This is a genomic window from Corynebacterium sp. S5S1, from assembly GCF_001913985.1.
GTDB lineage: Bacteria > Actinomycetota > Actinomycetes > Mycobacteriales > Mycobacteriaceae > Corynebacterium > Corynebacterium marquesiae.
In genome coordinates this window covers 1-11892 of sequence record NZ_MKXT01000039.1, presented here as the reverse complement: position 1 = coordinate 11892, position 11892 = coordinate 1, and the positions used below count along the sequence as shown (strand labels likewise).

9 protein-coding genes are annotated in these 11892 nt (G+C 56.8%); 4 read left to right on the top strand and 5 right to left on the bottom strand.

Annotation, left to right across the window (positions count from 1 at the left end; genetic code table 11):
• Positions 1-576: a TetR/AcrR family transcriptional regulator gene (locus tag BKN05_RS10690; protein WP_198493070.1), complete on the bottom strand. Its 576-nt coding sequence runs from the start codon at positions 574-576 to the stop codon at positions 1-3.
• Between the two features lie 191 nt (positions 577-767).
• Positions 768-3581 (bottom strand): aconitate hydratase, encoded by a 2814-nt coding sequence (gene can / locus BKN05_RS10685; protein ID WP_286688623.1) that lies wholly within the window; start codon positions 3579-3581, stop codon positions 768-770.
• 329 nt (positions 3582-3910) lie between these two features.
• Here can and BKN05_RS10680 point away from each other — a divergent pair, with 329 nt between their 5' ends.
• From BKN05_RS10680 to BKN05_RS10670, 3 genes are all read left to right on the top strand, one after another.
• Positions 3911-4375 carry an Rv1476 family membrane protein gene (locus tag BKN05_RS10680; protein ID WP_198493068.1) on the top strand — a complete coding sequence of 155 codons (465 nt, stop codon included), beginning with the start codon at positions 3911-3913 and terminating at the stop codon, positions 4373-4375.
• Between the two features lie 1716 nt (positions 4376-6091).
• Positions 6092-7546, top strand: coding sequence for an NlpC/P60 family protein (locus BKN05_RS10675; RefSeq protein WP_286688622.1), 1455 nt, complete (start codon positions 6092-6094; stop codon positions 7544-7546).
• Between the two features lie 31 nt (positions 7547-7577).
• Positions 7578-8651, top strand: coding sequence for a ferrochelatase (locus BKN05_RS10670; protein ID WP_286688621.1), 1074 nt, complete (start codon positions 7578-7580; stop codon positions 8649-8651).
• Here the strand turns inward: BKN05_RS10670 and BKN05_RS10665 are convergent.
• Positions 8648-9421 (bottom strand): Rv1486c family protein, encoded by a 774-nt coding sequence (locus BKN05_RS10665; RefSeq protein ID WP_286688620.1) that lies wholly within the window; start codon positions 9419-9421, stop codon positions 8648-8650. The two genes, BKN05_RS10670 and BKN05_RS10665, sit on opposite strands and share 4 nt — an antisense overlap.
• A gap of 33 nt (positions 9422-9454) precedes the next feature.
• Here BKN05_RS10665 and BKN05_RS10660 point away from each other — a divergent pair, with 33 nt between their 5' ends.
• Positions 9455-10294, top strand: a complete 840-nt coding sequence (locus BKN05_RS10660) for a DUF3097 domain-containing protein (protein ID WP_286688619.1) — start codon at positions 9455-9457, stop codon at positions 10292-10294.
• Here BKN05_RS10660 and BKN05_RS10655 read toward each other — a convergent pair.
• Together BKN05_RS10655 and BKN05_RS10650 are read right to left on the bottom strand one after the other, a co-directional pair.
• Positions 10291-10869 carry a MarR family transcriptional regulator gene (locus BKN05_RS10655; RefSeq protein WP_198493063.1) on the bottom strand — a complete coding sequence of 193 codons (579 nt, stop codon included), beginning with the start codon at positions 10867-10869 and terminating at the stop codon, positions 10291-10293. The two genes, BKN05_RS10660 and BKN05_RS10655, sit on opposite strands and share 4 nt — an antisense overlap.
• 54 nt (positions 10870-10923) lie before the next feature.
• Positions 10924-11640, bottom strand: coding sequence for a TVP38/TMEM64 family protein (locus tag BKN05_RS10650; protein ID WP_286688618.1), 717 nt, complete (start codon positions 11638-11640; stop codon positions 10924-10926).
• Between the last annotated feature and the right edge of the window lie 252 nt (positions 11641-11892).

Genomic DNA, 11892 nt, shown 5'->3' with positions numbered 1-11892 from the left:
TTACTGTGGGCTCGCCTGAACACCGCGGATGGATTGCTCTACTAAGTCAAGAACATTTTCTAGCTCCGCGGTATCGCCCAAGGCAAGCCGATTAATGAATCCATCCATAAATACCTCAAGATAGATGGCTAAGGTATCGATTCCTACATCGTCTCGTAGGCGACCCTTATCCGCATTAGATGCCAATCGTGCGCGAACGGCTTCATCACGAACCGATTGATTTTCTTTCCACCGAGCGGCGAACGAGGGGTCAGTGCGTAACAGGGAGGTGATTTCCAAGCGAGTGGCTAGCCAATCGTGGCGCTCAGGATGGTCGAGCATCTCCCGCATGACTTCTACCAAACCATTTTGAGCCACGACTTCGGCTTGACGAGCGGCATCTTCTTGCGCCAAGGCAAGGAATAGTGACTCTTTGTCACCGAAGTGGTGAAAAATTGCGCCACGCGACTTACCCGTCGCTTGTTCGAGTAGCCGAACAGTCGCCCCCTCGTACCCGTGCTCTGCAAAGCAGCGGCGGGCACCTACGAGAATGTCGTGCCGGCGGCGGCTAAGCTCAGATTCGCTCACGATGGGCATAGTAGGGAACTCTCCTTAATGGGGATGTCTAAAGATTGTTTAGTCAGTAATTTTAAATAAGAAATAAAATCGACGTGACGAAACGCGGGGCCGCATTGCCCTTCCTGGGGAGGGCGGTGCAACCCCGCGTTGTCGACTGAACTTAGTCCTTTAGCCCCCCTCGGGTGGGCTGAAGGACTGCGCGAAGACGCTTAGTTCTTGACCATCTGACGCAGAACGTACTGCAAGATGCCGCCGTGACGGAAGTAGTCAGCCTCACCCGGGGTGTCGATGCGGACGTCAGCATCAAACTCCACGGCGTCGCCGGATTCCTTGGTAGCGGTTACGTGGACGGTCTTCGGGATGGAGCCATCGTTGAAGGCGGAGATGCCCTCGATGTCGAAGGTCTCCGTACCATCCAAGCCCAAGGACTCGTGGGACTCGCCCTGCGGGAACTGCAGTGGGATAACGCCCATGCCAATCAGGTTGGAACGGTGGATACGCTCGAAGGATTCAGTGATAACAGCCTTCACACCAAGCAGGTTGGTGCCCTTGGCTGCCCAGTCGCGGGAAGAGCCAGTGCCGTACTCCTTACCAGCAATGACAACGAGCGGAATGCCGGCTTCCTTATAGTTCTGGCAAGCATCGAAGATGAAGGCCTGCGGGCCGCCTTCCTGGGTGAAGTCACGGGTGTAGCCACCGGTGACGTCGACCAGCTGGTTGGCCAGGCGAATATTCGCGAAGGTACCGCGCATCATAACCTCGTGGTTACCGCGACGGGAGCCCAGGGAATTATAGTCCTGGCGGGCAACGCCGTTTTCATCGAGGTACTGCGCAGCCGGGGTACCCGGCTTAATAGCGGAAGCAGGGGAGATGTGGTCAGTGGTGACGGAGTCGCCCAGCTTTGCCAGAACGCGCGCACCCTTGATGTCTTCAACCGGGTTCGGCTCGGTTGGCATGCCATCGAAATAAGGAGCCTTGCGGATGTAGGTGGAATCCTCATCCCACTTGAAGGTCTCGCCCTCCGGCACGTCCAGGTTGCGCCAAGCATCGTCGCCCTTGAAGACGTCGGCGTAGTCAGCCTCGTACATCTCGCGAGAGATAGCGGACTGGATGGTGTCCTCAATCTCCTGCGGGGATGGCCAAATGTCCTTCAAGAAGACATCGTTGCCTTCCTGGTCCTGGCCCAGTGGCTGTGCATCAAAGTCAAAGTCCATGGTGCCGGCAATGGCGTAGGCGATGACCATGATTGGAGAAGCCAAGTAGTTCATCTTGACGTCCGGGGAGATACGGCCCTCGAAGTTGCGGTTACCGGAAAGGACCGCGGTGGCAGCGAGGTCATTTTCGTTGATGGCTGCAGAAACCTCATCCGGCAATGGGCCGGAGTTACCAATACAGGTGGTGCAGCCGAAGCCGGAGAGGTAGAAGCCCATGGCTTCGAGGTCCTTCCACAGGTCTGCACGCTGGAAGTAGCCATCAACAACCTGGGAGCCAGGAGCACAGATGGTCTTAACCCATGGCTTGGACTGCAGGCCCTTTTCTGCTGCCTTACGGGCGATAAGGCCTGCGCCCACCATGACGGATGGGTTAGAGGTGTTGGTACAGGAAGTAATGGAGGCAATGGCAACCATGCCGTGGTCCAAGGTGAACTCGCCACCGTTTTGGGACTCAACGGTAATTGGGTTGGAGTGACGGCCCTTCGCGCCAGTAGCCGAGGACTCGCCGTGACCCTCACGAGCCTTGTTCAAGCCGCCGGTGACGTCCTCCATAGCCGGAGCGCCGCCTTCTGCGGACATGCGCTTTGCCTCGGCAGTGGATTCGTCAACGCAAACCTCGTCGGTAGTGTAGTTAGCCAGATCCTTGCGGAACTGCTCCTTGGCCTCGGTCAGCAGGATGCGGTCTTGGGGGCGCTTCGGGCCGGCAATGGAAGGAACAACGGTGGACAGGTCCAGCTCGAGGTACTCGGAGTACTTTGCCTCTGGAGCGTCCTCCTCCAGCCACATTCCCTGTGCCTTGGCGTAGGCCTCGACGCGGTCGATCTGCTCCTGCGGGCGACCGGTGAGCTCGAGGTACTTGGTGGTCTCCTCGTCAATCGGGAAGATCGCAGCGGTGGAACCGAACTCAGGAGACATGTTGCCGATGGTGGCGCGGTTTGCCAGCGGGACAGACTTAACACCGTTGCCATAGAACTCAACAAACTTCTGCACAACGCCGTGTTCGCGCAGCATCTCGGTGATGGTAAGAACGACGTCGGTTGCAGTAACGCCGGTAGGAATCTCACCGGTCAGCTTGAAGCCTACGACCTTCGGGATAAGCATGGATACCGGCTGGCCGAGCATGGCAGCCTCTGCTTCGATGCCGCCGACGCCCCAGCCAAGAATGCCCAGGCCGTTTTCCATGGTGGTGTGGGAGTCAGTACCGATACAGGTATCCGGGTAAGCGAGGCCCTCGTTGTCGAATACAACGCGGGACAGGTACTCGATGTTTACCTGGTGGACGATGCCGGTTCCCGGAGGAACAACGCGGAAGTTGGAGAAGTTCTCAGCACCCCAGCGGAGGAACTGGTAGCGCTCTTCGTTGCGCTGGTACTCAATTTCAACGTTCTTTTCCAACGCATCGGTAGAGCCGAAAGCCTCAACGATGACGGAGTGGTCAATGACCATTTCGGCCGGGTTGAGAGGGTTAACCTGACCCGGGGTGCCACCCAGTGCGGAGACGGCCTCACGCATGGTAGCGAGGTCAACAACGCAAGGAACACCGGTAAAGTCCTGCATGAGGACGCGTGCTGGGGTGAACTGGATTTCGGTGTCCGGCTCTGCCTCCGGATCCCAGTTTGCCAAGGCGTTGATGTGGTCCTTGGTTACGTTCTTGCCGTCCTCGTTACGCAGCAGGTTTTCTGCCAGCACCTTGAGGGAATAAGGCAACTTCTCCAGACCGGAGACGGTGTTGATGTCAAAGTAGTCATAAGACTTACCGTTGACATCAAGGGTCTTCTTGGCCTCGAAGGAGTTCAAGCTTTCAGTCACAGGGAGCTCCATTCCTTGTTAATAAACAGTGTGTTCTGTTTGGTACTCGTCGCCAGTCATCACCGCGGGGCAGTGCTCGGCGTCACTGGTCACTAGTGTGACGCGACGCGACCATGGGGCCCGCTGTGTTGAAGGCGACAAAGAACGCGATGGTTCACCTAGATATTGTAGAGGCTAAAACCTTCGGTCGCTGCCATTGTAACAGTACAAGCGTTCTGTTTTCACCTTTTCTGAAAAATCGGCGAGTTGAGGAAATGGGTTCCTGTGATCTGACCGTATCTTGGGGAGAAGAAGTTAGTTTAGGAGCCCTATATAAGGAAGAGATACACATGGTTCCCGCGGGCGTAGATGTAGCTGATTTGGCAGGTCAGCTCAAAGTGGACGGCGTGGCCTACACGTCCCCAGCACTCAGCCAAGATGCACTGCTCAACGCGGAGGTAGCTCAAGGCTTGCGAGACGGTGACGGTGTGGCCGTGGTTGATGTGATAGCTGATCGTGCGCCTGATGTTCGTGACATTGCCCAAGAGCTCCAAGACGCGACAGGTTTGAATACCGTCATCGTACAAACCCCTCGCCATGTTTCTTCCGTTAGTGACACTTATAGCCGCGCTGACATTGAGTCGGTACAGGCGCAGATCCCGCCTGGAGTTGAACAAGTAGACCTTCTGTCTGAGTACTACAGGGGACTAGACCAAATCAGCTTCCCGGTGGGCGCAGCGGTGGGGATGGTTGCCGTAATCGCCGTGATTGTATTCGTTAGCTCTTTCCTAGCGGCCGGCCGTCACACGCCCTAATAGTTGAAAAGGATCTACGGAAATTGAGAGTGGGAGTCGGGCGAGTGAAGAAAGCCGGGCGGGAAACGAGGAACTTTGCTTTCCAAAATTGAACAAATGCTCCTTGAAAAATAAGTTTGTTCGAAAAAGTATCGTGTTAAAGGGCGAAACCTTTGCGGGCCATTAATGTACGAAAATTTCGGGCAACTGGCCCGAAGGCGTGTACTGAAGGACTCTGGGTGAATGCGGATGGCGAAGTTTCGTTCACTCACGGTTTGTTGAGAGAGTCGGTTGTGGATCGGGGATAGAAGTTCGGTCGGGACTTAGCGTGAATCGGGTACCTAATTAGGGATCGTGAATGGGGCAGGGGAGTGGTCAAAGTAAACCCTTAGGGGTTGACATCCGGCGGGGGAGTGGTTCAGTTGCCCTAGTTGTGGCCCGGCTGGGGGTCGGAGGGGCTTGTAGAACCCCAGTTAGTTAGTGATTAAAGTCACAATAACGGGATGGTAACAAAATCATTGCAGGTTAGGTGCACATGTTGGGTCATGTGAATTAACTTGACTCACGTGAATTGCGGGAAAATTGTGCGAAACGGGTGTGTCGTGACGTAAGGTTCGGTTGTCGACTCAGGAGACATTTCTTGCTTCCTGGGTTCATGGGCTTAGCCTTGACTGTCACGAGAGAACTCGCACGGGTATGTGGGGAAGCACGCCTCGAGCGAAAGTTAGAACGTCGAGTGGCCGTTCTTGGGAGTCAATGAACCGGGACCCATCGAAAGTGATTTGGGACGCAGGCAAAGAACTTGAGCGATTGCAATGTTCGAAAAATTACACATCATCCCACCTTCCGTTTATGAGGTGAGACGGGTTCATTAGAACTCCACCGTGTGGAAATTTTGGTGCGAACCTTTATATGGTTAAGGCTGAAAGCCTGTCGTCACAGAAGGTGCGTACGGAGAGGTCCATAGGGAAAGGGTCCGGGAACACCGAATCACTCCACAAGGGTCAGCCTCGTGTGGCCTGTTCATGGTTTGTGGCTGCTTGCCCTCGACGGCTCGGTAGTGCTCAAAAGGTTAAACCTTTTGGACTCCAGTTGGCGCCGCGGCGAGGTCCGCCAGAACCCGTAGAGCAGTTCTCACAGTGCTCAGTGCAACGAAGACGTGATCGGGGCATACGGAACCGCGGGTTGTAAAACGCACCCTGGAGCGTATGTCGCGCGCAGCGCAAGAGTAGAAGTGGATTTCACAGTCCGTGGGACTTTGTTTGAACAGAGGATAGTTGTAGACCATCTGTGTCCGACTTGTCGGGCTCGTGCACGTAGACCTTTAGGCTTTCTTGCCGGGGTATGAAGTGTCTGGATGTCGCTGTTGTGGGGAAACAGTAGCGATTTGAGGCGGCCAAAATTTGGCGCGGCAAGTCCACAACTTTCTCTAGTTCCTACATGGAAGCCCTAAGGCTGCTGAGGGCCCACCGAAAGTGCACACCCGGAGTGAAGTCTCAGCCGAAGTAGGCAGTCCATCAATAATTACCGCTCTAGTGTCTGAGGGCACCAGGGGGTTAGCTTCGTGTATCTATTGATACTGACTCGAGGCGAACCTCTGGGCCACCCAATAAGGCATGCGATAACGCCTGTGTTTGTGCGAAATATGCAGGCGGGGAGCCCGGGCATACCTATGTCCGGAGGTCTTCATGGACCCTCACTAAAGGAGCAGCGTGGGCCCAAACTAGGAGTATTTCAGTGGCCACCATTCGCCTTCCGCGCATTCGACACGTTCGCGCTTTCATTGCTGCAGTAGCAGGCACCGCAGCTATTTCAACGCTTTCCACCGTAGCCCCAGCGGGCGCCGATGAAGTATCAGCGCCAAACCCAGGTACGGTCCAGGACCAAAACTCAGACCACGTAGCAATTGACCGTGCGGTTGCCAACGCAGATTCACTGCAGGGCGCTGTAGAGGAATCCCGGGCAGAGCTAGGTCGCGCGGAAGCAGATGTTTCCGCAGCGGAAGACCGTATTGCTCAGATTCGAACCCAATTGGAACAAGTGAACGGCGAGCCGGGCACTAATGAAGAGTATGTTGCCAGCTTGGAAGATGAGCTGCGCCAGGCGGGTGAGGAAAAGCGAGAAGCCGAGAATCGTGTTGCGCAGGAGCGCCGAGAGCTGGCCCAAAATGAAGCGCGACTAAACGCTACCCAAAGATTTGCGGAAGCCACTTTTGCCCGCCAGCAGCAGGCTGCGCCCCAAGGGGAGGTAGCAAGCGGGGTGCAGCTCTCGCAGCAGGATTCTCTTCCAGTTGCGCCAAATCAAGGCGATAATCTTGATTCTGAGGTGTCAACAAATACTTTCTCAGTCAGCCCTCATGACTTGACTAGAAAGGTCAAGCCGCAAGACTTTACGGATGAGGTAGTGGACCAGGGATCGTCCGAGGTTCCGGGCAGTGCGGACGTTGCCGATAATCCGGAGGATCCATCCGTTGCTGAGCAGGCGAAGACTACTCCAGAAGCGGACTTTGGAAACGCCCTCAATAAGGGTGCAACGCCTACGTTCCAGAACGTCGATTTCGGCACTGGGTCCTCTGTGAACGATGCGCTCGCACTTGCGAATGATATCGCTGCAGCCGTTGATGAGGACGATGTGCGCACCCTCATGCAGGGCTCGTCTGACCTACTAGGTTTGGGCAGCCCGAATACTGCACCTGCCGCCAGTGTTGACGCTCCCGAGGTGGATGAGGTGGCTGAAGTAGAGGAAAGCACCACCGGTGCAGACGCGGGCCGAGACGCTCAGATTGAGGCCGTCATTTCTCGCGCTGAGTCTCAGGTCGGCGTCCCTTATGTGTGGGGTGGCGGCGATAATAACGGTCCTACTGGTGGGCTTCGCGATGGTGGCGTGGCTGATTCCTTCGGGGACTATGGACAGTCTGGCTTCGATTGCTCGGGGCTAGTAAAGTACGCCTACGCGGCAGCCGGCCTGGACCTTCCTCACTACACTGGTGCGCAGTACCAGCAGGGTAAGAAGGTTCCCCGCGAGAACGCACAGCGCGGTGACCTTATCTTCTACGGACCTGGTGGAAGCCAGCACGTAGCTATCTACCTAGGCGACGGCCAAATGATTGAAGCGCCACAGTCGGGTCAGACTGTTTCAGTAGTTCCGGTTCGCTGGGGTGGCGCTACTCCCGATGTCGTGCGCCTTCTCTAATCTCCAACTTTTGGTTGGTATGGTTTAGGGCATGACTGACGCACAACAGAATGCCCAAAACTTCGACGCCCTCCTCGTTCTTTCTTTCGGTGGCCCGGAAGGAAACGAGGAGGTCGTTCCTTTTTTGGAGAACGTCACCCGAGGTCGAGGTATCCCTCGCGAGCGGTTAGAAGTGGTGGGCGAGCATTATTACCACTTCGGAGGGGTAAGTCCGCTCAATGCTCTTAACCGCGAAATCATCGATCATCTCGAAGGGGAGCTGAACAAACGCGGACATAATCTACCGGTCTACTTTGGCAATCGAAATTGGCATCCCTTTGCCAGTGAGACTGCGGAGAAGATGTCTCAGAACGGGGTGCGCAAGGTAGCTGTCTTCGCTACCTCTGCATGGGGTGGGTACTCCGCATGCCGGCAATATGATGAGGACATTCAGCAGATGCGTGAGCATCTGGCGGAGCAGGGTTTGCCGGACATTGAATTTACTAAGATTCGCCAATTCTTCGATCATCCGAAGTTTGTGGCCGAAATGGCAGCCGCTGTCACGGAGGTCTGGGGAGAGATTCCGGAAGAAAAGAAGGAATCCACTCGCTTGCTATTTACCGCCCATTCGGTTCCCGTTGCACACGATAACGCGGGCGGCGCGGAAGGCGACAAAAACCTTTACTCCCGCCAGGTGGTTGAGGCGTCGCGGTTGGTGGCCGCACGGGCCGGCATTTCTGACTATGACCTTGTATGGCAGTCACGGTCGGGTAATCCCCGCACTCCGTGGCTCGAGCCTGACATTGTTGATCACACCACAAACATCCATAACAACGAAGACGTCGACACGGTCGTGGTATGCCCGATTGGCTTCATCTCCGATCATATGGAGGTTATCTGGGATCTTGATTCCGAGCTGCAGAAGGCAGCCGAAGAGATGGGTGTCAAGGTCCTGCGCACCCGTACAGCGGGTCCGACTCCACGTTTTGCGGAGATGGTTGTTGATCTCATCGATGAACTAGAACAGAGCCGCGAGTGGGAGACCAGCGGGAGTGTCACGGTGCAAGGGTGCACAGTCAATGGTGAGCCGTGTGCAGCGGGGTGCTGCGATATTTGGTCCCGTTAACGGGCAAATTCTCCAAGCGCATAAGACACGCCCGTCATGCGGGCCTGGCGGATGTGACGCCACAAGCGAAGTAATTGTGGATCAAGGCTGTGGTCATTGATGCGGTCAGTGACGGTTTCGATGATCGCGGCTACTCCGTCAGCCCGGGCAAAGAGCTTGGCTGACCGGGCTGGCGTTGAACGGGGGAGTCCGGGGGTGTCATAGAAGTCGCTCAGAGTTCCCACGGTGAGGCGTGGGTTGGGCAAGGTCTCGGTGCTATACCCGGTTGCCGCGATGAGCTCGGCGGACTCATTGGTTGCTTGAGAAAGGAGTGCGTCGGCTTCACCGGGGCTTAGCCAGGCGGGCGCGGGGAGCTGCTGCTTTTCGACGACCACTTGCCACGCCGTATGGCTGTGGCGAATGTGGGGGATGAGGACTAAGTTACGCAGGGGATCATTGGTGCGAACTATGATTGCTCCGGTAGAACTTTGTGTAGCCGCGCGATAGGAGTCTGATCCCGCCGGCAATGCAGGCGGTTCGCCTGGCCCGGACAGTGCGAGGCGCACGATAGGCTCTGCACTTACATCGCGATGAGCGGTAAGTTCGGAGGTCTCCGCGCGCAGCATGGCTAACACATCGACGAAGGGGGATTCGTCCAAGCATTCTGGACGTCCGCCTAGTTCCGTAAGCGCGTCCAGCAAGTCATCGGTGGTTTCATGTCCCCACAGCCACGAGCCAAGCCAGACGGCGGTGTTTTGTAAAGGTGACCATACTTCGGCGCGCATATCCATGGCGAGCCAGTCTAGTAGATAGACTAACGGGCCATGAGTTTTGATCCTTATGGCGGAGATATTTTTGCTGGCCACTCGCGGTCGAAGCCGCGCCAGTACCCAGAAGTGCCAGCCGAGCCCGGAATGGTAGTGGAAGTGCGCGGCGATGACTTTGTGGGTGCTGTTATGGGCGTGGATAAAACCGTTTTCGGTGAGGTGGTACGCCTTGAGGATCGCCACGGCGTAGAACGGGTCTTTAACCTGGTTAAAGGCGGGTTTCTAGTGGAAGGCAAGCCAGTAACGCTTACCCGGTACGTCGAAAAGCGGGCTCCCCGTAAGTCCAACTCCGGCTCCCGCCGCGTACAGAACGTGGAGGCCAAGGTTGCCGCGCCATCGCGCATTTGGGTGGAAGGCGTGCATGATGCCGCCATTGTGGAAAAAGTGTGGGGTCACGACCTGCGTGTGGAAGGCGTGGTAGTCGAATACCTCGAGGGTTTGGACAACTTGGAGGCGCGCCTCGCAGAGTTTCAGCCAGGGCCGGGCCGCAGGGTCGGCGTATTGGCGGATCACTTGGTTCAAGGCTCTAAGGAAACCCGATTAACGGAAACCGTGGGAGAGCATGTCCTGGTAACTGGGCACCCCTTCATCGATATCTGGGCGGCGGTAAAGCCGCAGCGCGTTGGCCTGCGTGAATGGCCAGATGTACCCTACGGCGAGGATTGGAAGACCGGTATTTGCCGCCGCGTAGGGTGGAGCGACCCGGAGGATGGGTGGCGTCATGTCTATAACGCCGTACATTCCTTCCGCGACCTAGACTCCAGCCTAATCGGCGCCGTGGAGCGCCTCGTGGACTTCGTTACTACACCTGAGTTGAGCAAGTCCGACTTGCTCTAGGGGTGGGCAAGGTTGGCGCGTTCAATTAGGTTGACGGCCAACTGCCACCCCGCCATCTCCGCGCTCCAGCCGGCCGCCTGGAGGCGTTGCGACATGGCTTGCTTGGAAATTCCTAGCTCTTCGGCGGCCTCATTCTGGTTGAGTCCTGCGCGGACAAGCGAGGTTGCTTCGCGCCCTTCGATGGTGCGCTTGTGCAAAACGTAGCCAAGCAGGGCAAAGGTGGCCGCGATGTCGCTCGCCTCCGAGGCGCGGCCGCGCTTATTGAGTTTGGCGTAGACCTGCCCCATGCGGGCGGATTTCCGCAATGCAGCGGTTGCTACCTGGCGCGCGCCTTCCTCATCTTCCTGGTTGCCGGGGCTAATGCCGATGCCGATGGCCCAGTCGCCGTCGGCAAGCAAGGCCATGACCACGTCGCACACTGCTGTTGCTGAATCAACTACGGCGCAAATATCTTCCACGCCGAGCACGTGGAACTCGCCCACACCATTGAGGGTAGATAGAGCCGTTGCAGAGCGTTGGACCAACTCTGCGCGACGCACGGAGCGGCCCCGGTAGCGAGCGTGGACAGCAAGCACAGAAAATCCTCCTTTAGGAACCAATTGCGAAATAGTCTACCGCTCGTACTTGACTTATGGGCGAGTGGGTAGACGTGAATCCATATACAGCCCGCCCATACCGATGGCGGCAAAAGCTACCATGGCGACAACGATGCTGGGCGAGGTGTGGCCTGTGAGGGCATCGCCGAAGAAGACGCCGAGGGCAGTAGTCGGGATGGAACCGAGGAGGGTGGCCACGGTGAAATGGCTAAGCTTCACGGGCGTTAGTGCGGCAACATAATTCAGGAGACTGAAGGGGACGCCGGCCACCATTCGCAGCGAAGCGATGGCCAGCCAGCCGCGCCGCTCCAAGTGGGCATTGATTTTAAACACTGCGGGGTGAGTTAGGTGCGGCCGGATCCAGTCTCCGAGGAGCGTGCGGACGATGAGGAGCGACAGGGCCGCAGACGCCGTCAAGGCGCATAAGGAGAGGGCGAGGCCCTTCCATGGGCCAAAAAGTATTCCTGCGGCTACCGTCCAAAACGTCCGGGGGAATGGAAGCTGCGTAAATATGACATAACCTAGGGTGAAAAGGAGGGGGAACCACGCGCCATAGCGGGTGGAAGCGTCGCGAAGCTGGGACACGTCCGGCAGATCGAAGAAGTAAAGGAGGGTGACGCCGGTGACGATGGCGGCGAGGACGGCTACCCAACGACGTATCGACCACTGGGAAATTGACCGCCAAGCGGACCGAGCGAGCGATTTGAGGAAATGGCCGAAGCTGCGCGCCCAACTCAAAAGTGTGGTCATGGGGAAGATCGTAGTCCTTGTAGGAGTACTGAATAGAAAATCCGGCGGCTACCTTAGTGGTAACCGCCGGTCCGTTGTGCCCGAGGGGGTGTCTGGTTCGGAGACATCGTTCCGCATGTCTCATAAGATCGTTCCGGTCTAACCAGCACCAATGAGGGTGATGCTCCTATGTTGTGTCAAGCTGATTTGAGAAGTTCTTCATAAGCCAACCTCAACTCCGGCAAAGGGCGCTTGCCGGTTTCGATATCACTG

Bases quoted from the DNA above. Each gene is read 5' to 3' on its own strand.
- BKN05_RS10660 (WP_286688619.1), top strand. From the start codon at position 9,455: ATGAGTTTTGATCCTTATGGCGGAGATATTTTTGCTGGCCACTCGCGG.
- BKN05_RS10690 (WP_198493070.1), bottom strand. From the start codon at position 576: ATGCCCATCGTGAGCGAATCTGAGCTTAGCCGCCGCCGGCACGACATT.
- BKN05_RS10665 (WP_286688620.1), bottom strand. From the start codon at position 9,421: ATGGATATGCGCGCCGAAGTATGGTCACCTTTACAAAACACCGCCGTC.
- BKN05_RS10670 (WP_286688621.1), top strand. From the start codon at position 7,578: ATGACTGACGCACAACAGAATGCCCAAAACTTCGACGCCCTCCTCGTT.
- BKN05_RS10650 (WP_286688618.1), bottom strand. From the start codon at position 11,640: ATGACCACACTTTTGAGTTGGGCGCGCAGCTTCGGCCATTTCCTCAAA.
- BKN05_RS10680 (WP_198493068.1), top strand. From the start codon at position 3,911: ATGGTTCCCGCGGGCGTAGATGTAGCTGATTTGGCAGGTCAGCTCAAA.